Below are 22,950 nucleotides of genomic sequence, written 5' to 3'. Positions count from 1 at the left end.
GGCATCGCGCATCCCGGTAGTGCCGGCCGCTGGCCGGCTCCTCATGATCCACCGGTACTGCGGAGCCGGCCAGCGGCCGGCACTACCGATACCAACGCGCGCGATTACGCCGGCGCACCCGGCAACGGCACCACAGCCCGTTTCGCGGTCACCGTACTGCCGACCGAGGCCACCACCGTGCAGCCGATCGCCGCCCACTGCAGCGGGGTCAGGTGTTCGGCCAGCAACCCCATCGCCAGCAGCGCCGCGACCGCCGGCTCCATGCTGATCAGGATGCCGAAGGTCTCTTTCGGCAACCGCTTGAGGGCCATCATCTCCAGTGACATCGGGATCGCGCTGGACACGATCGCCACGCCGAGGCCGAACAACAGGATCTTCGGATCCAGCAGCGCCATGCCCGCGTGCGCCACGCCCACCGGCACCACCACCAATGCCGCCGCGCACAGACCCAGCGACACGGTATGCCCGGCCGGCAGATGTCCGGCGCGCTTGCCGAAGATGATGTACATCGCCCAGCACACGGCCGCGCCGAGGGCGAACATCACCCCGGCCGGATCCAGCGGCTCGCCATGGCCCAACGGCAGCAGCAGCAACAGCCCGACCAGCGCACAGCCGACCCACACAAAGTCGACCGGCCGCCGCGAGGACCACATCGCCACCGCCAACGGCCCGCAGAATTCGATCGCCACCGCGATGCCGAACGGGATCGTGCGCAGGGCCATGTAGAACAGCAGGTTCATCACCCCGAGCGTGATGCCGTAGCGGATGATCGCCCCGGCATCGGCACGCGAGGTGGTCCAGCGCCACGGCCGGAACACCATCAGCAACACAAGCGCCGAGAACCCCACGCGCAGTGCGCTGGTGCCCTGCGCGCCGATCAACGGGAACAGCTGCTTGGCATACGAGGTGCCCACGGCCAGCGAGGTGACCGAGCCGAGCACGGCCAGGGCGGGGAAGAAGGAGGAGAGGCGGGAGGTCGACATCGGCACAGGATATGGCGGATCGCCGGCCGACGCTGCTCTCCCGCTGATCCTGAGGGCTGCCTGGACGGGGCACGCCCCCGCGTCAGCGCGTCGCCGACAACGCCGCGTCGAACAAGGCCGTCGCTTCCGTGATCGCGGCCGCGTGCGTGGCCTGCCTGTCGGCCGCGACCTGGCAGAGCGCGCCGACGCGTGTCTGGCCCAAGGCGGTACAGCTGGACAGAAAGTCGTAGTGCCCGACGGCTGGCAAGGTGGTCAGCGTCGCCTTCGGGAGTGCCGCGGCCGCGATGTCGCTGTTGGTCGCAGGCGACGCCACCGCATCGGCCGCACCGACGACGATCGACACCGGCTGCGTTACCTTCTCCAGTTCTTCAGGCGCGAAGGCCTGCACCATCGCCGGCGCGATGAGGAACACGGCGCCCACGCCTGCGATGGCGTGATCGTCCCCGGCCCGGGCAACCCACGGCGCCAGTTCCGGCGTCGCTGCGGCGGTCAACCGGCGCGCCAGCGTCAGCGTCGGGTTCTCCGCCTGGGGCGCGCAGACCCCGTCGGCGGGATGTGCGCGGCAGAACGCCAGCAGCCGCTGCACGTCCGGGCGTGCACCTGCGGCGACCAGAGCGGTGAAGCCGCCGGCCGAATAGCCCGCGATGCCCAGCCGCGTGCTGTCGATGTCCGTCGCCAGCGCAGGGTCGGCCTGCACGGCGGCCAGTGCGGCAGCAAGATCATCCACGCGGTTCCACATCAGGATGCTGCCCGCTTCGGTCATCGGGTCCACGCCGTTGTTGCCGGGATGATCCACCGCGATCACCACATACCCTGCGCGCGCCATCGCGGTGCCAAACCAGCCCATCATCCGTGCGCTGCCGCCATTGCCGTGCGAGAGCAGCAGGACCGGCCAGCGTCCTTTTGCCATGGCGGCATCGGCGGCGGCCGTGCCCACCTCGAACAGCGGCTCACCCGGCGGGCCGATCGTCAGCGCGGTTTCCTGCGCACCGGACCGGGCCGGGTACCACACGGTATAGCGCACGCTGTCGCGGTGGTCGGCATCGCGCACGGCCGCACTCGGCGTATGCGTGATGCCGTGGCGCTCTCCGACCGGCGGCGCGGCGGCCACGGCCAACATGGGCAGGCAGAGCCACAACAGCGCGGCGCAGCAACGGGCGGTCATTCGCATGGGTCGATCTCCTTGGGGGGCAGCGTGTCGGCCAGGGGCAGCCAGATCTCCACCCCGCCGTGGCCGCTGCGGTCATCGAAGCGCGCGTCATAGCGCTCCAGGTCCGGTGCATCGGCGAGGGTCAGGCCGGAGCCCGGCAGATAGTCGTTCAACAACCAGAACCAGGTGGAACGGATCGCCGAGATGTGCCCGGCGTGCCAGGCGATGAGGTACTCGCGGGGCGCGATCGAGATCGCCTGCCAGCCTGCGGGCACGGGCGCGGCGGCACCGATCTCCACCCCGGCGATGTAGTCGAAGCCGCCATCGGCATCATTGTTGCCGCACACCCCATAGGCGATCTCCGCGCCCAGGCCATGCGCTTGTTCCAGGCGCTGCCACTGCGAGGGAATCGATGCGACGGTCGCGGACGTATGGCGTGCACCGATACCGGCGACGCGCAGGGCACCGCGGTACGCGCGATGCGGCTCGATCATGCAGGGGGTGGCGGCGTCGTCCAGCTTCAAGGCCTCCACCAGCGTCAGACCCCGCAGCCCCTGCTCGCGGACCTGCTCGGGCGAGCGCCCGAACTGCTCGGAGAACGCGCGGGTGAATGCCGCATGCGAGCCGTACCCGGCGGCCATCGCGACACCGAGGATGTCACCGGCGCCGGCCGCCAGCTGGCGTGCGGCCTCGGTCAGTCGGCGCCCACGCAGATAGCGCACCACCGAGGTGCCGGTGCCGAGCTGGAACAGGCGTGAGAGATGGAACGGGGACAGCCCGACCACGCCGGCGATATCGGCCAGCGACGGGTTTTCAGCGAAGTGGCTTTCGATGTACCACAGGGCCCTGCGTGCCGCACCCATGCCGCCAGATCCATGCCGATGAACGGGTCCGCAGCGTAACCCAGCGCGCGGCGTGTCATTTGATCGTTCTTGCTGTCCGCTGCCGCTCGCCGCGCAGGCCGCCTCAGCCCTTCACTGCCGCCTCGATGGCCGCCACGTCGATCCTGCGCATCGTCATCATCGCCTCGAACGCGCGCCGGGCCACGGCGGGGTCCTTGCTGGTCACCGCATCGGACAGTACCCGCGGAGTGATCTGCCAGGACAGGCCCCACTTGTCGCGGCACCAGCCGCAGGCGCTTTCCTCGCCGCCGTTGCCGACGATCGCGTTCCAGAGCCGGTCGGTCTCGGCCTGGTCATCGGTCGCGATCTGGAAGGAGAAGGCTTCGCTGTGCTTGAACGCCGGTCCGCCGTTGAGCCCGAGGCAGGGAATGCCGGCGACGGTGAAATCGACGGTGAGTACGTCCCCCTGCTTGCCGGAGGGGAAGTCGCCCGGTGCGTGATGCACTGCGTGCACCGCACTGTCCGGGAAGGTGGCGGCGTAGAACGTGGCGGCCTCCAGAGCGGTGCCGTCGAACCAGAGGCAGATCGTGTTCTTGCTGACCATGGGCATCTCCTGCAGCGTAGGAAGGCGGCCTGGCATGCGCGGGGCCGCCGGATCGCGGAGGCTCAGGTTGTGCACCCAGCGCAGGCCCAGGGTAGCGGCGCAGCTGTTAACCCAGCGCGCGGGTAGCTCCGGCGACCCACGAGGCGCGCCTGCGCCGCGGAGGCTCGGCAGCGGGAAGTATGAATACGAGTGCGCTTGGAGTCGCCGGCCCTGCGCTGCGGTGCCGAGGCCCGATGCGGTTGATGATGCGAATCATTGCTATTACCATAGTGTGATCCGGGTCGCGTAAGGGATGCGCGCCTGCGAACAGTTATCGAGCCCGCGTCGGGTCCACGCCCCCCGCCAGCCGCTGCCTGCCCCCACTCCGCTCCGCCGCAGGCCACCCAGGACGCCGGCCATGCGCGTTGCCGACTTTCTGGAAACGCCGATGACCCGCTCCGCCCACGTGCTGTCCCGCCCGTCGATGCACCGCCGCCCGCTGCCGCAGGCCTTGATGGTGGCCCTGTGCACCCTCGCCATTGCGCCTGCGTTCGCGCAGGACGCTGCCGCCGATGCCACCACCCTGGACGGGATCGTGGTCAAGGGCGAGCGCGCCGAGGGCTATTCGGTCCGCAGGACCTCGGCCGGCACCCGCTTCGATCTGGCCCCGCGCGAGATCCCGCAGTCGGTCAGCATCATCAGCCACCAGCGCATCGAGGACCAGAACCTCGATGACATCATCGACGTGCTGGCCAACACCACCGGCGTCAGCAGCACCCAGTCCGATACCGAGCGCACCGAGTTCTACGCGCGCGGCTTCTACATCGACAGCTACCAGTTCGACGGCCTGCCGACGCAGATGGTGCAGAACTGGAGCTACGGCGATTCCGGCCTGGACCTGGCCCTGTACGACCGCGTGGAAGTGGTGCGTGGCGCCACCGGCCTGCTGTCCGGCGCCGGCAACCCGTCCGCCTCGGTGAACCTGATCCGCAAGCATGCCGACAGCGCCGAGCTGACCGGCAATGTGTCGGTCAACGTCGGCAGCTGGGGCCGCACCCGCAGCACGGTGGACGTGACCACCCCGCTGAATGCCAGCGGCTCGGTGCGCGCGCGCGTGATCGGCAGCTACCTGGACACCGAATCGCAGATGGACCGCTACGACCAGCACAAGACGCTGGGCTATGCGGTCATCGACGCCGACCTGACCCCGGACACCCAGCTGAGCGTGGGCTACGACTACCAGCAGAAGCGGGCCAACGGCGCGACCTGGGGTGGCTTCCCGATGTGGTACTCCGACGGCACGCCCACGCCGTACGACGAGTCCTTCAGCGCCAACCCGGGCTGGACCTACTGGGACACCACCAGCAAGCGCCTGTTCGCCACGCTGGAACACGCCTTCGCCAATGACTGGAAGATCAAGGTCGGCGCGACCCACGACAAGACCAACGCCAACGACAAGCTGTTCTACCCTTCGTACACCGCGTTCGACAAAGTGACCGGCAGCGGCATCACGCCGATGGCCGGTTTGTACAACACCGAGCGCAAAGTCGACAGCGTGGACGGCTTCGTGGAAGGTCCGTTCCAGCTGTTCGGCCGCGAGCACCAGTTCATGGCTGGCCTGAGCTACAACAAGCGCGAGTACGCCAACTACGGTGACTTCCAGATCGGCGGCGCCGGCTCCGCGTGGGGCCCGATCGACAACTATCTCAACTGGACCGGCAACTTCCCGGAACCGAACTGGAATCCGCTGAGCCTGGCCAGCCAGGGCACCATCACCCAGAAGGCCGGCTACGCGGCGACCCGCCTCTCGCTGGCCGATCCGTTGAAGCTGATCCTTGGTGCCCGTTACACCGACTGGAAGAGCGAAGGCGAAGGCGCCGACCGTTCGCACAAGGTCACCACCCCGTATGCGGGTCTGGTCTACGACCTCAACGGCACATACTCCACCTACGCCAGCTACACTGAGATCTTCCAGCCGCAGACGCTGCGCACCAAGTCGGGCAGCTACCTGGATCCGGTCGATGGCAAGAGCTATGAAGTGGGCGTCAAGGGGGCGTGGTTCGATAACCGCCTTAACGCATCGCTAGCTGTGTTCCGCATCGAGCAGGACAATGTGGGCCAGCCCACGATGGACAAGGTAGACGGCAATGAACTCGAAACGGCCTACATCGCCGCGCGCGGCACCGTAAGCCGAGGCGTTGAGTTCGAACTCAACGGCGAGCTCGCTCCGGGCTGGAACGCCACCTTCGGTGCGTCACGGTACGTGGCGAAGGACATAGACGGCGCGGACATCAACACGAACCTGCCGCAGACCACGATCAAGCTTTTCACCAGCTACACCCCGCAGTCGCTCACCGCACTGACGGTCGGTGGCGGCGCCAACTGGCAGAATCGGATCTACTATCCGATCCCAGACCTTGGCCGCTTCGAACAGGAAGGCTACGCGCTGGTGAGTGCCTTCGTGCGCTACCGCATCTCCCCGGAGTTCAGCGTGCAGGCCAACCTCAACAACCTGCTCGACAAGAAGTACCTCTCGCAGATCACCGGCTATGGCGCCTACGGCGATGGCCGGAACGGGTCGATCACATTCAACTGGTCGTTCTGACGTTCGGAACAGCCATGAAATGAGAAACAAAAGGCCGGGAGTTTCCCGGCCTTTTGCATTTTCATCGTTCATCCGCGCGTCCCGCAGCCTCCTCCACTCACGCGGCCCGCGTGCGTAGATGGAGACCTAGGGCCATCAGCAGGATCGCGGTCATGGCTGCACACGGCATCGCCACGCCGTTCCAGATATCCATGCACCCGTAGACTGTTTGCCCCAGCGCTGCGGCCTGCAGCGATGCAGAGAGAGTCTTCTTCATTGCGTCCTCCTAAAGGTTTGCCGAGTTGGCAATCAGAAGACTAGATGCGCCGGAGTGCAGCGATGCCTCGAAATGAAGGTTGTTTTCTGCGTTGATGCCGCCCACTAGCGCGCCATTGACGTCTCTGCTGTCCGGGCTGTCACATCAGCCCGACTACGGCCGCGCGCGCAGCAGCGCCAATCCAAACCCGATGAAGATCGTGCCGACCACGCGGTCGAACACCTTGCGCAGCCCCGGCTTGGCCAGATGACCGGCCAGGCCGCGACCGCCGGCGGCGTACACCGCGTACCAGAACATCTCCATCACCGCGAAGGTGCCCACCAGGATCACGAACTGCGGCAGCTGCGGCTGGGTGAGATCGACGAACTGCGGCAGGAACGCGGAAGCGAACAGCAGCAGCTTCGGGTTGCTGATGCCGATGATGAAGCCGTCGCGGAACAGCACGGTGCGCGAACTGGGCACCAGCGCCGTGGTGCTGCCCACGTCGATCGGCGCATCACCGCCACGCCAGGCCTTGATGCCCAGGTAGACCAGATACGCCACGCCGGCATAGCGCAGCACGTCGAACACCATCGGCGACGCCTTGAGTACCGCGCCCAGCCCGGCGGCGGAGATCGCCAAGGCCAGCACCAGCGCGGTCAGGCAGCCGGCCATCGCAGCGATGCTGCGGCGGAAGCCGACCCGCACGCTGCGGGTCATCACGTGCAGCATGTTCGGGCCGGGCGTGCCGCACAGGACGAACACGGTGACGGCGAAGATCCACCAGGTATGCAGGTTCATGGCAATGCAGTTCAGGAGAGGGGTAATGCCGGCCGCTGGCCGGCTCCCCATGATGCCTGACGCAGAATGCGCCAGCATGCCAAGCACGCGCGATGGCCGGCGTGCGCAACGCATTTGTCCGGCGCTGCACCCAGCCGGGCATGACCGGCGCTGCAGCAGGCCGCCACCGGGGCGCCGTGATGGCGACCCGGTGTGTCACCTCCGCATCAGCCCGCGATCAGAACCGCAGGTCCGCGCGCACGTACCAGTAACGTCCGCGCGGGATGTCGTAGGTCGAGGCGTCGTAGCCGTTGAGCGAGCATGACAGGCAGATCGGCGGATCCTTGTCGAACACGTTGTTCAGGCCGGCGCTGAGCTGCAGCCCCTTCATCCAGTCGACCTTGTAGCCCACCTGCATATCGTGGAAGGTGGTCGCCGCCAGCTCATTGGTGCCTTCGGCCTGGTTGCCGCAGATCGGGAAGGCGGCCACATCGCCGCACTCCTCGGTCAGCTTGGAGATATGGCGCACCGTCCAGGAGGCGTTCCAGTTGGACAGGTTCCAGCTCAGCGTGGCATTGCTGGTCCACTCCGGAATCGAGCTGTCGGCCACTTCCACGCCCGGCTCCTGCGGCTGCTTCTGTCCCGCCGCCCCCAGGGCCTCGTAACGCCCGACGAAGGTGTTCTGCCAGCCCAGCTTGAACTGGCCGATCTCCGTCTGCGGCAGGGTCCAGAACAGGTCCACATCCCAGCCATCGGTCTTGATCGAGCCCAGGTTGGTCAGCCGGTTGTTGAAGCTGCTGACCGCGCCGGTGGAGGCCCGCGTGATGCCGGCGCAGTACAGCGGGTCCAGCGTATCCACGCACAGGTCGAGCTGGGTCTGGGCGTTGATCGCCTGGATCGCGCCTTCGATGTGGTGGCGGTAGAACGTCACCTCGACATCGAAGCGCTCCGACCAGGACGCATTGCTGCCGAACCACGGGCTCCACACAAAGCCGGCACTGAAGCTGCGCGAGCGCTCCGGATCCAGCTCGGCGTTGCCGCCGGTGGTGACCGAAATCTGCGAGTTGGCCTGCTGGAAGCCGCCGGGCACGCCAAGGGCGGCGCAGTTGGCCGCGTTGCCGCGGGGCGGCGTGCCGCCGAGCCCGACGGAGCAGGGATCGAACAGCTGCAGGTCGGCACGCGCGGCCGAGCCGTACAGTTCGCCGATCGACGGCGCACGGAACCCTTCGGCATAGCTGGTGCGCAGCACGAAGTCGTTGGTCACCTGCCAGCGCAGGCCGTACTTCGGCGTGAACTCGCCACCGAATGTCGAGTAGTCCGAGTAGCGCCCTGCCAGGCTCAGGTCGAGCTTCTCGCCGAGCGCGCTCTTGGCGAAGATCGGCACGCTCAACTCCAGGTAGGCCTCGTTGACATCGTAGGAGCCCGAGGTGGGCAGCGAGGGCACGCCGTTGTAGTGGCCGATCACGGTCAGCGGATCCGGATCGTAGCGGCCCTCGTACTTGCGGTACTCGTAGCCGGTGGCGAACGAGACCGGGCCGGCCGGCAGGGTGAACAGTTCGCTGCTGAGGTTGGCGGTGAACAGGCTCAACTCATTCTGGCTGCGGTCGCGCACTACCGGCTGGATCCAGCGCAGCATGTCCGGCGTGATCGAGCCGGCGCCGCCGAAGATGTTCAGCGGCACGCAGCCGGGCGTGGCCGCACACACCGCCGGATCGCCCAGCGCCATGTTGACCTTGTAGATATCGTAGCTGCCGTAGTTGGTCTGCTCGGCCTTGTTCTTGCTGTACATCCCGTTGAGGTCCCAGAACCAGCTGCGGTCCGCCGCCTGGAACTGGCCGACCAGACCGGTGGCGAAGTACTGGGTATTGACCTCCTGCTCGAACACGCGCGCGCCACCTTCCACCGGGCGGCGGCCGATAAGGCTCATGTTGCCCGAGGCGACCAGATCGAAGCCGAACGGGTTGTACGGGTTCAGCCCGGAGACCACGATGTTGTCCGCCAGCGGATTGCCGGTGGCGCCATCGGGACCGAAGAACAGCGGCTCGGGTGCGGCCTGGTTGGTGGATTCGCGGCGGTTGCCCAGGGCCTTGATGTACCACTGGATGTCATCGGTGAGGTCGAAGCGGAACTGGCCGAAGATGCCCTTCCGCTCGGACGGGGTGAGCACCATGTTGTACTCGGCGAAGTTGAAGCGGTCGGCCGAGGTGAAGCAGTGGTAATCATCGCTGCGGGTGCAGCCGGCACTGCCGTCGTAACGTGGGTTGCTCACCCCGGTATTGGGCACGATGTCCTGGTCGGCACCGGTGTTGGGATCCACGAAGGAGAAGCGTCCCTGCGGAATGCCGCCACTGCCGAACGCCAGTCCGGTGCCCGGGATGGGGAGGCGCGACTGCTCGCGGTCGCGCGCATACACCGGGTCCTGCTTGGTCCAGCTGGCGCCCAGGAACAGGCTGTAGCGGTCGCCACGGGTGCCCCACGCCAGGTCCACGCCCTTCTGGGTGCCGTCGCCCTTGCTGTACTCGCCGTAGTTCATCGTCACCTGCGCACCGTCGAATTCGCGGCGGGTGATGATGTTCACCACACCGGCGATGGCATCGGAGCCGTACAGCGAAGAGGCACCGTCTTCGAGCACTTCGATGCGCTCGACGATGGCCAGCGGAATGGTGTTCAGATCAGTCGCTGCGCCCACGCCGGATGCGGAAGACTCATTGACCCACCGGATGCCGTCGACCAGCACCAGCACGCGCTTCGCGCCCAGGTGCCGCAGATCGACCTGGGCCGAGCCCGCACCCACGCCGCTGCCATCCGGCGGGAAGCCGAAGTTGCCCGAGGAATTGAACTTCGCATTGAGCGCCGAACCGGAGCCGGTCAGCTGCTGCAGTACATCGCCGATCGAGGTCAGGCCGGTGCGCTCGATCTCGGTGCGGGTCAGGGTCTGGATCGGTACCTGCCCTTCCACCTCGGCCCGCTTGATGCGGCTGCCGGTCACTTCCACCCGGTCCAGGTCGGTAGTACTGCGTGGCGCGTCCTGCGCGCTGGCCAGGGCCGGCGCAGCCAGCAGCAGGCACAGCGATACGGCAACCGCCAGCGGGCGGTGATGCAGGTTGTTCATTCGCTCTCTCTCCAAAGGAATGGTGGGCGGGACTGCCGCGCCCCCCCTGCATGGCGGCAGTGTGTCCTTTGTAAACAACCTGTAAATGTGAAGGAGTGACGTATTCCACTCTTTCACGCGGAATCGACAAAGCCGACTGCGTGCGCGCGTCGCTTCCTGCATTTCCCTGGACGGAACCACGCAATGAAGAACGCCCTTGTTTCCAAGGGCGTTCGAGGTCAAGCAAGCAGGCCGACGGGCCGCTACTGGACGAACGCGATCCGATCCGTCCCGGCGTTGTTGGCGCCGCCAGAACCTTGGCCATCACGTCATAGTGCGCGTCGGGATCAGCCGCAATGCGCAGCGTCGGCAGGTTGCCTGCGTGGTCATGCGCCTGTTCCTCCAGCCGCGACTCGAGCGTCTCCACGGCGATCGGCCTGGCAGAGATTCGTTCATCCTCGAGTCGGCTTGCCCTCACCGCCTTTCACCCGCCCCCGTTATGCTTTCGGCATGACACGACTTCCCCTGTATTTCTTCAGCGCGACCGTCCTGCTGGCCTGCACCGGCGTCAGCCCGGTCGCCGATGCCCAGAACCTGGATGCGCAGCGCGCGCAGCTCAAGGCCGTCATCGACAACGCCGAGCGCGGCCAGTTCGACCCTGCCCAGGCGGCCGCATTGAGCCGGCACCCGCTGTATGGCTGGGTGGAGTTCGCCAACCTGCGTCGCAACATCGATACCGTCAGCAACGCGCAGGCCCAGGATTTCCTCAAGCGCTACCGCGGCCAGGCCGTGGCGACCAGCTTCCGCAACGTGTGGCTGCCGGCCGTGGCCCGCCGCCAGGACTGGCCGACGCTGCTGGCCAACTGGACCGACACCTCCAATGTCGGCCTGCGCTGCGCCCAGCTCAAGGCGCGCCAGGCCACCGGCAAGGCCGATGCACAGTGGGTCAGCGAGGCCCAGGCGATCTGGCGCAGTACCGGTAAATCGCTGCCCGATGCGTGCGACCCGGTGTTCGCGGTCCTGGATGCCAAGGGCGGCCTGAACGCCGAACTGCGCTGGGCACGTATCGACGCAGCGGCCGATGAGCAGCAGCCTGCGGTGATGCGCAGCGCCGCACGTGGCCTGCCGGCCGCCGATCTGGCGCTGGCCAACACCTACGCCGCGTTCGTCGACAAACCCAACGCCAGCGCACTGAACTGGCCGCGCAACGAACGCAGCCGGCGCATCGCCACCGATGGCCTGGCCAAGCTGGCCAAGGCCGACCCGGGCCGTACCGAACAGCAGTTGCCGCAGTACGCCGATGCGCTGCAGCTGAGCGCCGCGCAGCGCGCGCAGGTGCTGTACCAGATCGCGCTGTGGACGGTGGCCTCGTACGGTCCCGAATCCTCCCGCCGCCTCAACGCCGTGCCCGAATCGGCCTATGACGAGCGCCTGCACGAATGGCGCGCACGCGAAGCACTGTCGCGCGGCGACTGGCCGGCAGCGCTGACGGCGATCCGCAAGATGGGCCCCACCCAGCGCGCCGACTCGCGGTGGCGCTATTTCGAAGCGCGCATGCTGGACAAGACCGGCAAGCGCAGTGAAGCGCAGGCCGCCTTCCGTGAGGCGGCCCGTGCGGCCACCTTCCATGGCTTCCTCGCCGCCGACCAGCTCGGCCAGAACTACACGCTGTGCCCGTGGGAACCCAACGACAGCGCCCAGGCGCAGGCGGCGGTCGCACGTGACCCGGCGATCGTGCGGGCGATGGAACTGTTCAAGATCGAACGGGCAGGCTGGGCCGTGGCCGAGTGGAACGACGCCCTCAGCCGCTACGACACCACCCAGCGTCGCCTCGCCGTGGAAGTCGCCCGCGACAACGGCTGGTTCGATCGTGCGGTGTTCTCGCTGGGCAAGACCCCGGACGAGCAGCGCCTGTATTCTCTGCGCTTCCCGCTGCACCACGACGACAGCATCCGCCGCGAGTCCGCGCGCAACGCCATCGACCCGGCCTGGGTCGCCGCGGAAATCCGCGCCGAGAGCATCTTCAATCCGAAGGCACGCTCGCCGGCCAATGCCATGGGCCTGATGCAGGTCCTGCCGGCCACCGGTGCCGCCGTGGCCAAGTCGATCGGCCTGACCAACTACGGGGGTGCCGCCAGCCTGTACGACGCGGACACCAACATCGCGATCGGCACGGCCTACCTGCGTCAGCTGATGAACAAGTACGACGGCCTGCCCTACGTCACCATCGCCGCCTACAACGCCGGCCCAACCCCGACCGCCCGCTGGCAGTCGCAGCGCCCGGGCTTCGATCCGGACATCTGGATCGAGACCATCAGCTACAAGGAAACCCGCGAGTACGTCGCGCGCATCCTCGCCTTCAGCGTGATCTACGACTGGCGCTTGAACGGCGACGCGCTGCCGGTGACCGACCGCATGAACGGCCGCCTGCAGGTCAAGCGCAAGACCTTCGCCTGCGCGGCCAACGCCGACAAGGGCGGTGACTGACCGGTCTCGGTAGTGCCGGCCGCTGGCCGGCTCTTGGGGATCTCCGGGCATTGCGGGGAGTGCCGGCCGCTGGCCGGCTCCTGGGGATCTCCGGGCATTGCGGGGAGCCGGCCAGCGGCCGGCACTACCGGTTGGCGTCGCGTTGGCCCACTGCGGCATCATGAGCGCATGAAGATCTATCTTGTCGGCGGCGCCGTGCGCGACCGCCTGATGCAGCAGACCCCCGGTGACCGCGACTGGGTCGTCGTCGGGGCCACCCAGAGGCAGATGGAAGCGCAGGGGTACAAGGCCGTGGGCCGGGATTTCCCGGTGTTCCTGCACCCCGATACCGGTGAGGAATATGCGCTGGCCCGCACCGAGCGCAAGTCCGGCCGCGGTTATCGCGGCTTCGTGGTCGATGCCGATCCCTCGGTGACGCTGGAAGAAGACCTGCAGCGCCGCGATTTCACCCTCAACGCGATCGCCTGCGATGAAGCCACCGGTGCCCTGGTGGATACCTATGGCGGCGTGCGCGATATCGAACAGCGCGTGCTGCGTCATGTCGGCCCGGCCTTCGTCGAGGATCCGCTGCGCGTGCTGCGTGCGGCCCGCTTCATGGCGCGCTTCGCCCCGCTCGGCTTCACCGTGGCCGCCGAGACGATGGCCCTGATGCGCGAGATCGCCGCCAGCGGCGAACTCGAGGCGCTGGTGCCCGAGCGCGTCTGGCAGGAACTGCGCCGCGCGCTAGCCTCCGCCCGGCCGTCCGCCTTCCTGCGCACCCTGCACGATGCGCATGCGCTGGGCGCGATCCTGCCCGAGCTGGAGGCGCTGTACGGCGTGCCGCAGCGCGCGGAGTTCCATCCGGAAGTCGATACCGGCGTGCACCAGGAAATGGTCAGCGACATGGCCGCGCAGCTGGCGCCCGGTGACGATCTGATCGGCTTCGCCGCGCTGACCCATGACCTCGGCAAGGGCCTCACGCCGCCCGACGAGTGGCCGCGCCACATCATGCACGAGCAGCGCGGTGTCGCCCCGCTGCGCGCGCTGGCCGAACGCCTGAAGGTACCGGTCGATCACCGCCAGCTGGCCGAAGCGGTCTGCCGCGATCATCTCAACGTGCACCGCATCGACGAACTGCGCGACGCCACCGTGCTCGAGCTGCTGGCCCGGTGCGACGGTTTCCGCCGCCCCGAGCGGATCGCGCAGATCGCGCTGTGCTGCGAAGCCGACAAGCGCGGCCGGCTGGGCTTCGAGGACAGCGACTACCCGCAGGGTGAAACGCTGAAACGCCTGCACCTGGCCGCGCTGGCAGTGCAGGCGCGCGATCTGGATCTGGGCGGATTGAAGGGCCCGGCAGTAGGTGAAGCGCTGGCCAAAGCGCGGGTAACAGCGATCAGCGCGGTGCGTACGCGCTGATCGATCCCTGCGCGGCAGGCTTCGGCCCCGCCTGATCCCGGCGGACCGGACGCCGTCTCAGCTGGCGCTGGCCGCGCACGCGGGCTGTGCCAGCAGCCAATCGCGCGCCGCTGCCGCCGCGTCCTCGCCTTCACCGACGACCACATCCGGGGCGATCCTGCCGCCATCGCCCTGGCCGTTGCGGTCGACCATGACGTTGCCGGTGACCAGCAGTGCGCTTCCGTCGGGCAGACGCTCGGTACGGTTGCCGGTCGAGAAGCCCGCCGTGGGCTGGCCGAAACTCCGGGTATTGGCACGCCCACGGAAGGCCAGCGCCGTCGCCTCCCCTGAGCTGGCGGTGCGCGGACCGAACAGCACTGCCACCGGTGCGCCCGGCTGCCGGAGGCGATACACCGCCGCGCCACCGTCGAGCAGTTTCTTCTGCTCCAGCCAGACGGCACCATCGTGCGACGACCATGACCGCTCCGCATCGGCCGTGGCGAACGCACCGATCCGCGGCGCATCGCCATCGACCTCTTCCAGCAGCGGCGCCAGGCCCAGCAGCATCGGCCACATGTTGCCGCCGCTGTTGCCCCGCAAATCCACGACCCAGCCGCATCGTTCCGTCCGGTCCTTGCCGCGGATCGCGTTCTGCAGCCTGCCGGCAAACGCCAGGCTCGCCTGCTGCCAGGCCGGACTGTCACCCGCGCCGCTGGCGTTGAAGGCACCCACCGTCATCCATCCAATGCGGCGGCCCACTGTATCCATATCGCGCTGCAGATCCGTGCGTTGCGGCGTGGCGCTGATCTCGTCTGTCTGCCGGCTTGCCGGCGCACGCTGGGCTGCCGCCGCCGTGCCGCGAGCCGAAGGCGACTGCAGCGACGGATGCGTCGCCGGCATCCACCGCCCATGCCCGCCGCTGCTCACGGCAATGGCGTCGCGCAGCAGCGCCCAGGTCTGCGCCGGATCGGTATCAGGGGCCTGCAGGCGGGACCGCAGTGCCTGCCAGTCAACCTTGTCGCGATACAGCGCCTCGCGTTCCAGCACCTCGACGATCCGTGCCTGCACCGCCGGCGTCGGCATGTCCTGTCCGTTCGCCATCGGTGCAAACAGCAGACCGGCCAGCAGCCCAAGAAGCGAAGAACGAAATCCTCTGGACGTCACCATCGCGCTACATCCGTGTAGTTGAGTGGGCCGCAGCATAGCGCTGCATGTGGCCCAGGAACAGCAGGTACTCCGCAATTCCAGCGACACGTCAGCCCGAAATGAAGAGCACCTCATTCCGGGCAGCATGCCGGCAATCAACCCGTGCCCACAACAGGCTCACCAATCGAACCGCAACCCGATGTTGCCTTCGATGCTCTTACGCTCCTTCTGCTCGCTGCTTTCCAGGTCGCGGGTGTAGTCGGCCACCGCAAACGCACTGACGTTGGCGTTGAAGCGCGCGACCACGCCGACGCCTACTTCCACTGCGCGCGAACCCTGCTGGTTGGTCAACTGATTGGTGCCGAAGGTGATGCGATCCTCGCCATCGAAGGTCTGCCAGTAGTTCACTTTGAAGTAGGGCTGCCAGCCATTGCCCGCGAGGGTGTAGTCGGCCGCCAGACGCAGGCCGACGCGGCCGGTCCATGCGTTGTCGTTGTCGTAGCCCACGGTGGAAATGCGGTCGGCGCTGTCATCCAGTGCAGTGCGCTGCCAGATCACCTGCGCCTGCGGTTCCAGCCACCAGGCGGACTGCCCGAGCTGCAGCAGCGGCTTGCCGACTTCCAGCGAGACCGTCGTCCCGTCACCGCGCAGATCGATGCCGAGCCCGCGTGCGGACCACGCATTGCCGTCGTAGCGGCTCTGCATCACCACCGCGTCCAGGTAGCCCCCGGCGCTGCCCACGCGGGTCCAGTACAGGCCGACGTGCTTGTCGTCCAGGCGGGTGCGGCCGACGGCCACGTTGTCCCAACCGATCGCGAAGCCGTTGACGTTGCCCTGCGCACGGGTGCGCCCGACAAACACACCGAACTGGTCGCGGTGGCGGTCATCGGCGGTGGCGAACAGATCCACGCCGGCCTGGATGCCCTGGATGTCACCGTCGAAGCTGGGTCTGGCGTCGCCTTCCCAGTGCTGCTCATGGCTCTGGCCGATCATCCGCGCCCACGCCGCGCGGAAGCCACCCTGCCCGGCCAGCAGGCGTTGTTCGCCCTGGCGCTCGTGGAACGTGCCCAGGCTCAGCAGGCTGGTCTCACGCAGCAGCGGCGGCACCACGGCATACGTGGCCGCCTCCACCCGGTACAGCGGAATGATGTCGCCGTCGGCGGGCACCGCGCCGGGCGTCGGCGGCACCGCCAATGGACCGGGTACTGCGGCGGGGGTCGTCGGTACCGGCGGCGGGGTATCGGCCTGCGGGGGCGCCACCGGTGCCGGTTCGGGCGGCGGCGGTGGCGATGCCGGTTCGGGGGCGAGCGGGTCCGGGTTCTCCGGCAGATCCGGCGACGGCGGCGGGGTCAGTGGCGGCGGTGGGGTGCCTGCATCCTCCGGCGGCGGCGGTGGCGGGGTGACCGTGGACACACCCGGCGGCGCGGGCGCCGGGGCCGCCAGGACACCCGTGACCAGCGTCGATCGCAGATACCAGTTCTCGCTGCTGCCGGCACTGACGCCGCCCTTGAACAGGAAGTACTCGAACGCACCGGCCGCGACCGGGTTGTACAGCGCGAATGCGTTCGGCGCGGTGCTCGCGCCGTTGATCGACTGCACCACCAGGATGCCGTCGGCCAGCGTCGCCGCGCCGCTCCCGCCGGCGTTGAGGATGCCCAGGCCGGTGCTGCCGCTGGCCACGCCATTGGAGATCACCAGGCGGTCCGAGGGCGCGCCGTCACCGGCCAGCACCGATTGCAGGTACACACCGCCGTTGTTGCCGACGTAGTTGCCCGCGATGGTGAACGCATCCCCCGGACCATTGCTGCCGTTGCTCAGGTCGATGCGACCGGCATTGATGACGTTGACCTGCTGGCCTGCGGTAAAGCTGCGCACGCTGGCGTTGAGGCCGCCGGCGAACACCGTGCTGGTGCGGTCGATATCCAGGGTGCCACCGGCGGTGGTGGCGTCGGCCAGCACCAGATCGGCATCGACGGTCAGCTGGCTGTCCTGGCGCAGGTTGATCTGCTCCCAAGCGGTGAAACGCGCCACGCCATTGGTCTTGACGTTGTTCAGGGTCAGCAGGTCGGTACCCGCGCCACCGGTGAACAGCGGTAACGCGCCGAGATGGCTGTTGTTGAGGTTGCTGAGCGTGCTGACGTCATCGCCCTCGCCCATGTCCACTGCGCCGTAGACCACGCCCCCACCGGACCAGGTAAGCCGGTCCGTGCCGGTGCTGGCACGGATTTCGCCACGCACGGTGCCACCGGTGATGGTGATCGCATCGTCGCCACCGCTGACGCTGATGTTGCCGCCGATATAGCCGTCGGACAGGAGGATGGTGTCATTGCCGAAGCCGGTGACGAGGTTGCCGTCGATGGTGCCGCCGGACATGTCGAAGGTGTTGTTTTCCAGTTTCATGTTGACCCGGCCGATGCGGCCGCCGGTCATCTCGGCGTAGTCACCGTCGTCGAAGCCGCCGATGATCTGCCCGCCGGTCATGCGGAAGCGATCGGTGCCGTCGCCCTGCAGCAGCGCGCCGACGGTGCCACCGGTCATCAGGAAGACGTCCTGGCCACTGCCCTGCTGCACCGTGCCGGTGATGGTGCCGCCGCTGACCTCCAGCGTATCCACCCCATCACCCTGGTCAACGCTGTCGATGACCCCATCGCGCATCAGCAGCGTATCGTTGCCTGCGCCTTGCACCACGCCGCCGCGGATGCTGCCGGCCAGCATTTCCAGCCGATCATTGCCGGCACCAGAGAAGACACCGCCGGTGCTGCCGCTGATCACCCCGCGATTGATCACGGTGGAAGCGGCATCCAGCTGCAGGCCACGCCCGGCGCCGGCAAGGATGCTTCCGTCATTGATGATCAGGTGCCCACCGCCACCGGCCTGCAGCGTGATGGCGTTGCCGGTGGCAGGCGCGAGTTGGGCGTTGCCCAGCACATTGACGGTGATGGTGCTGCTGCCTGCCGCGCCGGTGACCGGGACAGTGTCCGGATTGGGCAGTTGGCTGGAGCAGGTCACGGTCTGACCGGTGGTGGGCGCAGGGTTGTCGCAGCCCGCCCAGGCCGGGAATGCCCCGGCCATCAGTGCGGTGCCGAGGGCGCCATAACGGCCAACATGCAGTAGACGGGATATCTGGACGGACAGCAGCGGCCGAGCCGCCCGAGCAAGCATCTGGTGCATGTACCTTTCCTGTTCAGCAGAAGGGGGACAGCAACGGCCCAGTGCTTTTACGGATGACCGGCGTAGGTACTTTTACTGCGCAAACGTGATGCGAAGGTAAAGAATCCGGACGGATGCCGGCGCCGACGGCATGTGCGCCCGCATGCCCTCGCATTCAGATTTTCAGGTAGACGCGCCGGCGATCCAGCACCCACACCACGCCCCACCAGATCGCCACGAAACCCACGGCGCAGGCGAGCGAGGCCAGCTTCGGCGCCTCCGGCAATGCCCGCTCCAGCGCATGGAACATCCAGTCCCATGCACCGGTGGCCCCCAGCACGAGGGCCATCGCCGAGGAACCGAGATAGGCCGCTATCGCGTTCACGCCGAAGCGCCGGCCCAGCGCGGGCGCGCCCCAGCGATCGATCAGCAGATGTGCCAGCAGCAGCGCCGCCACGGAGAGACCGCCCGTCCACAGCACGAAGCTCGGCGTCCACAGCTGCTTGTTCAGCGGCAGCCACAGGGTGGCCAGGCCGCCGATGGCCAGACACACCGGAGCGAGCATCGCCAGCTGCGCCGCTCGGCCGGCCCGCAGCCACGCACCGGCGCGCAGGCCGAGCAGCGTACTGGCGATCGCGCCCAGGCTGCTCAGCAGCCCTTCCGGGTCATGCCCCAGGCCGGTGAGCGCGGAATACTTGTACAGGAAGGGGGCGAACAGCGCGGTATCCAGCCGGCTGGCCGGATTCACCCAGGGCTCCAGCGAATCGGCAGACAGCAGGATCGCGGCATAGGCCACCAGCAGGCCCACGATCACCGCCCATTGCGTCCGCGCCTGCGTGTAGACCGCCAGCACGCCGACCACCGCCACGCACAACGCGATACGCTGCAGCACACCCCACAGGCGATACGCCGGCAGCTCGAACAGCCACCACGCCAGCAGGTGCAGCAGTGCGCCGGCGACCAGGATGCGCAGCGCGCGTTGCAGGACCCCACGCACCAGCGCCGAACGCGTGGCCGGGTCGCCCGCGCGCGGGGCCAGACTGAAGGCCATCGAGACGCCGGCGATGAACAGGAACAACGGGAAGATCAGGTCGGTCGGGGTGAAGCCGTGCCAGTCCGCGTGCAGCAGCGGCGCGTAGACATGGCTCCAGTCGCCCGGGTTGTTGACCAGCAGCATCGCCGCGACGGTCAGGCCGCGCAGCGCGTCGATCGAGCCCATCCGTCCTGACGGCGTGGCGCTCATACGTCTTCGCGCTGCCCGGCGATCCAGGTGCTGCGCACCTGCAGGGCGTCGTCGAGCAGCACCAGATCGGCGTGATGCCCTTCGGCGATATGCCCGTAGCGGTCATCCAGATTCAGGAACTGCGCGGGATAGGTCGAGGCCATCCGCGCCGCCTCGGCCAGCGATACCCCGAGCAGCTGCACGCTGTTGCGCACCGCGGTGGCCATGTCCAGCGCCGAGCCGGCCAGTGAGCCGGCCGCATTGCGCACCACGCCGTCCACCGCGGTGATGACCTCGCCGTACAGCTCGTAGCTGGGGTCTTCCGCACCGACCGGCGGCATCGCATCGGTCACCAGCATGACCTTGCCACGCGGCTTGGTCGCCAGCGCCACGCGCAGGCTGGCCGGGTGCACGTGCACGCCGTCGGCGATGATGCCGACCCAGCTGTCGCGGTCTTCCAGCGCCGCCCCGACCGCGCCCGGCTCGCGCCCGGTCAGCGGCGACATCGCGTTGTACAGATGGGTGAAGCCACGGATGCCCGCCTCCAGGCCGGCACGCGCCTCTTCATAGCTGGCGGCGGTGTGACCGGCCGCCACCACCACGCCCCGTTCGACCAGCGCGCGGATGCTCTCCAGCGGCACCCGTTCGGGGGCCAGCGTGAGCAGGGTGACGCCGTTGTCCAGCGAGGCCGCCAGGGCGATCTCGGCGGCATCGGGGACGCGGAACTTGTTGGCGTCGTGGGTGCCCTTGCGCGCCGGCGCGATGTACGGGCCTTCCAGATGGATGCCCAGCACGCCGGGCACGCCTTCGCTGATCGCCTGGCGGGTCGCGGCGATGGCCGCGCGCATCACCTGCACGTCGTCGCTGATCAGGGTCGGCAGCAGCCCGGTCGTGCCGAAGCGGCGGTGCGCCTGCGCCAGCGTGCGCAGCGTGGCGACATCCGGACTGTTGTTGAACAGCACCCCGCCGCCGCCGTTGACCTGCGCATCGATGAAGCCCGGCAGCAGCCAGCCGCCGCCCAGGTCCACCTGCTCATCGGCCTGGCCGAGCATCGGCGCGGCATCGGAGACCAGCGCGGTGATCCGCCCGCTTTCGATCACCACCGCCACGTCATCGCGGAAGTCGTCGCCGGCCAGGATGCGGGCGTTGCGCAGGACAGTTTTCATCAGACCGTTTCCGTCACCTTGTTCAGATGCGGCGGCAGATCGGGGTTGTGGCCGCGACGCAGCGCCAGCGCGTTGATCGCGCGGTAGAAGCTCTGGATGGTCAGCAGCGGCGCGCAGGCCGGGTGCGGTGCGACCGGCAGCGGCAGGTCGCCATCGACATCGGCCAGCCAGACCTGGGCATCGCGCGCGGCGAACTCGGCCAGCACCGCGCGGGTGCCGGCGCCGGTTTCATCCGGCTGGGCGAACGCCAGCACCGGGAAGCCGGGGCCGACCAGCGCCATCGGGCCGTGCTTGACCTCGGCCGAGCTGTAGGCCTCGGCGTGCAGGCCGCAGGTTTCCTTGAATTTCAGCGCCGCTTCCTGCGCGGCGGCCAGGCCGAGGCCACGGCCAAGCACGAACAGGTTGTGCGCCGGCACCAGGCCTTCGGTCAGCGACGACCAGTCGCTGTACCAGGCTTCGCGCAGGGCATCGGGCAGCGCGCGCAGCGAAGCGATCAACCCGACGTCCTGCGTCCAGTACGCCACCAGCTGCAGGATCGCCGACAGCGAGGCCAGGTAGCTTTTGGTCGCCGCGACGCTGCGCTCGGCGCCCGCGCCCAGCGGGATCACCGTTTCGGCCAGCTGCGCCAGCGGCGAATCCTCGACATTGACCAGCGCCACCACGCGCGCGCCGGCCGCACGGGCAGCCTCGGCGTTGCGCAGCAGGTCGGGGCTCTTGCCCGACTGCGAGATCACGATGTACAGCGCGCCACGCAGCTTCAGCGGCGCTTCGTAGACCGAGCCCACCGACGGCGAGGCCGAGGCGGTCACCAGCCCCAGCCGCGTTTCCAGCAGGTACTTGGCGTAGGTGGCGGCATGATCGGAACTGCCCCGCGCGCAGGTCACCACGAACGGCGGCGGCGCCGCGCGCAGGCTGGCCGCCAGCGTCTCCACGGCCACCTGGTTGCGCGCGAACTGCGCGGCGATCACATCGGCGGCCTCGGCGGCTTCGCGGTACATCAGGGTGTCGTGGGGAGCAGGCAGGGACATGGGGACTCAGGTCGTTTCAGGAGAAGGAAGCCGTGCACCCTGCGGGCGCATCGGCGCGGTGGAACCACGCACCACCAGCTGCGGCACGAAGCCCTGGTTCTGCAGCTGCAGCGGTGCGTCGTCGTAGGCATCGCTGCGCAGCTGCGCGATCAGCAGGCGTGCGGCATGCCGGGCGATGTCCTCGGTGGCCTGCTTGGCCGTGGTCAACGGCGGCCAGGACTGCCGCGAGAACGGGCTGTCCTCGAAGCCGGCGATCGACAGGTCGTAGGGCACGTTCATGCCCGTGGACTTGGCCGCCGCCAGGACGCCGGCGGCGATCTCATCGTTGGAGCCGAAGATCGCGGTGGGCGGTTCGCGCAGCGCCAGCAGGCGGCGCGCACCACGGAAGCCGTCATCGAAGGTGTAATCGCCCTGCACCACCAGGTGCTTGTCGATGGTCATGCCGTAATCGCGCAGCGCGGCTTCGTAGCCGGCATAGCGCTCGCCGCTGGAACGGTGCGAGCTGCCGCCCCAGAGAAAACCGATGCGCTGATGGCCGAGCTGGATCAGGTGCTCGGTGATTTCATAGGCGGCCTCGCGGTCGTCGACGAACACGCAGGCGCCATCCTGCGGATCGGCGGTGGCGGCGATGATGCGCACCAGTTTGATCCCGCGTGCGGTGAGCGCGGCCACCAGGTCCTTGCGCTCGGACATCGGCGCGGTCAACACCAGCCCGGCCAGGCGCGAACGCTGCACCCAGTCGGCGAGTTCCTCGGCCAGCATCGGCGAGCTGGAATCGCAGGGATGGATCTGCAGGCCGAAACCGGTCTCCCGGCACGCGGCGAGCACGCCGTTCTGCACGCCGATGATGTGGTACGGGTTCGGGTTGTCATAGACCAGCCCGACCACCAGGGTAGTGCCGGTGCGCAGATTGCGCGCCGCCGGATCCGGCTCGTAGTCCAGCTCGGCGATCGCACGCAGCACGCGCGCGCGGGTGGCCTGCATCACCGAAGGCTCGTTGTTGATGACCCGCGAGACCGTCTTCAGCGATACCTTGGCCCGTTCGGCGACATCCTTGATGGTCGCTCTGCGCATCGTTTTTCCCTGGCTGACCGGTTGAGCGTCCATG

General features: G+C 68.2%; 16 protein-coding genes. 3 read left to right on the top strand and 13 right to left on the bottom strand.

Features of this window, described 5'->3' with window-relative positions; all coding sequences use genetic code 11:
- Nucleotides 1–104: 104 nt before the first annotated feature.
- From HDC96_RS11355 to HDC96_RS11340, 4 genes are all read right to left on the bottom strand, one after another.
- Complete coding sequence (locus HDC96_RS11355) at nucleotides 105–983, bottom strand: EamA family transporter (protein WP_179460066.1); 879 nt, start codon at nucleotides 981–983, stop codon at nucleotides 105–107.
- 82 nt (nucleotides 984–1,065) lie between these two features.
- Nucleotides 1,066–2,103: an alpha/beta hydrolase gene (locus tag HDC96_RS11350; RefSeq protein WP_257018739.1), complete on the bottom strand. Its 1,038-nt coding sequence runs from the start codon at nucleotides 2,101–2,103 to the stop codon at nucleotides 1,066–1,068.
- A 41-nt stretch (nucleotides 2,104–2,144) separates the two neighbouring features.
- Nucleotides 2,145–2,996 (bottom strand): AraC family transcriptional regulator, encoded by an 852-nt coding sequence (locus HDC96_RS11345; protein ID WP_179460065.1) that lies wholly within the window; start codon nucleotides 2,994–2,996, stop codon nucleotides 2,145–2,147.
- A 103-nt stretch (nucleotides 2,997–3,099) separates the two neighbouring features.
- Nucleotides 3,100–3,579 (bottom strand): VOC family protein, encoded by a 480-nt coding sequence (locus tag HDC96_RS11340; RefSeq protein ID WP_179460064.1) that lies wholly within the window; start codon nucleotides 3,577–3,579, stop codon nucleotides 3,100–3,102.
- A 427-nt stretch (nucleotides 3,580–4,006) separates the two neighbouring features.
- Here HDC96_RS11340 and fhuE point away from each other — a divergent pair, with 427 nt between their 5' ends.
- On the top strand, nucleotides 4,007–6,163 hold the full coding sequence (fhuE, locus tag HDC96_RS11335; protein ID WP_179460063.1) for a ferric-rhodotorulic acid/ferric-coprogen receptor FhuE: 2,157 nt from the start codon (nucleotides 4,007–4,009) through the stop codon (nucleotides 6,161–6,163).
- A gap of 97 nt (nucleotides 6,164–6,260) precedes the next feature.
- On the opposite strand, the gene HDC96_RS11330 is transcribed toward fhuE, so the two are convergent.
- From HDC96_RS11330 to HDC96_RS11320, 3 genes are all read right to left on the bottom strand, one after another.
- Entirely contained in the window at nucleotides 6,261–6,419 is a 159-nt protein-coding gene (locus tag HDC96_RS11330; protein ID WP_176988200.1) for a hypothetical protein, read from the bottom strand.
- Between the two features lie 153 nt (nucleotides 6,420–6,572).
- Entirely contained in the window at nucleotides 6,573–7,199 is a 627-nt protein-coding gene (locus HDC96_RS11325) for a LysE family translocator (protein WP_179460062.1), read from the bottom strand.
- Nucleotides 7,200–7,416: 217 nt separating this feature from the next.
- On the bottom strand, nucleotides 7,417–10,290 hold the full coding sequence (locus HDC96_RS11320; protein WP_179460061.1) for a TonB-dependent receptor: 2,874 nt from the start codon (nucleotides 10,288–10,290) through the stop codon (nucleotides 7,417–7,419).
- A gap of 489 nt (nucleotides 10,291–10,779) precedes the next feature.
- Here HDC96_RS11320 and HDC96_RS11315 point away from each other — a divergent pair, with 489 nt between their 5' ends.
- Together HDC96_RS11315 and HDC96_RS11310 are read left to right on the top strand one after the other, a co-directional pair.
- On the top strand, nucleotides 10,780–12,756 hold the full coding sequence (locus tag HDC96_RS11315; RefSeq protein WP_257018696.1) for a transglycosylase SLT domain-containing protein: 1,977 nt from the start codon (nucleotides 10,780–10,782) through the stop codon (nucleotides 12,754–12,756).
- Nucleotides 12,757–12,924: 168 nt separating this feature from the next.
- Complete coding sequence (locus HDC96_RS11310) at nucleotides 12,925–14,151, top strand: multifunctional CCA addition/repair protein (protein WP_179460060.1); 1,227 nt, start codon at nucleotides 12,925–12,927, stop codon at nucleotides 14,149–14,151.
- A 57-nt stretch (nucleotides 14,152–14,208) separates the two neighbouring features.
- Here the strand turns inward: HDC96_RS11310 and HDC96_RS11305 are convergent, their stop codons facing one another.
- From HDC96_RS11305 to HDC96_RS11280, 6 genes are all read right to left on the bottom strand, one after another.
- The gene (locus HDC96_RS11305) at nucleotides 14,209–15,384 is read right to left on the bottom strand and encodes a S41 family peptidase (RefSeq protein ID WP_343203012.1); all 1,176 of its coding nucleotides are present in this window, start codon (nucleotides 15,382–15,384) and stop codon (nucleotides 14,209–14,211) included.
- A gap of 69 nt (nucleotides 15,385–15,453) precedes the next feature.
- Complete coding sequence (locus HDC96_RS11300; RefSeq protein ID WP_179460059.1) at nucleotides 15,454–18,447, bottom strand: autotransporter domain-containing protein; 2,994 nt, start codon at nucleotides 18,445–18,447, stop codon at nucleotides 15,454–15,456.
- Between the two features lie 154 nt (nucleotides 18,448–18,601).
- The gene (locus HDC96_RS11295) at nucleotides 18,602–19,669 is read right to left on the bottom strand and encodes a heparan-alpha-glucosaminide N-acetyltransferase domain-containing protein (RefSeq protein ID WP_179460058.1); all 1,068 of its coding nucleotides are present in this window, start codon (nucleotides 19,667–19,669) and stop codon (nucleotides 18,602–18,604) included.
- Complete coding sequence (nagA, locus tag HDC96_RS11290) at nucleotides 19,666–20,814, bottom strand: N-acetylglucosamine-6-phosphate deacetylase (RefSeq protein WP_179460057.1); 1,149 nt, start codon at nucleotides 20,812–20,814, stop codon at nucleotides 19,666–19,668. Before nagA ends, HDC96_RS11295 begins: the two co-directional genes overlap by 4 nt.
- Complete coding sequence (locus tag HDC96_RS11285; protein WP_179460056.1) at nucleotides 20,814–21,842, bottom strand: SIS domain-containing protein; 1,029 nt, start codon at nucleotides 21,840–21,842, stop codon at nucleotides 20,814–20,816. The genes nagA and HDC96_RS11285 overlap by 1 nt, the downstream gene beginning before the upstream one ends.
- A 6-nt stretch (nucleotides 21,843–21,848) precedes the next feature.
- Nucleotides 21,849–22,916: a LacI family DNA-binding transcriptional regulator gene (locus HDC96_RS11280; RefSeq protein ID WP_179460055.1), complete on the bottom strand. Its 1,068-nt coding sequence runs from the start codon at nucleotides 22,914–22,916 to the stop codon at nucleotides 21,849–21,851.
- Between the last annotated feature and the right edge of the window lie 34 nt (nucleotides 22,917–22,950).

Origin of the sequence: Stenotrophomonas sp. JAI102 (assembly GCF_013409105.1) — a bacterium.
Classification (GTDB): domain Bacteria; phylum Pseudomonadota; class Gammaproteobacteria; order Xanthomonadales; family Xanthomonadaceae; genus Stenotrophomonas; species Stenotrophomonas maltophilia_AA.
This window is presented reverse-complemented; position numbering and strand designations above follow the sequence as displayed.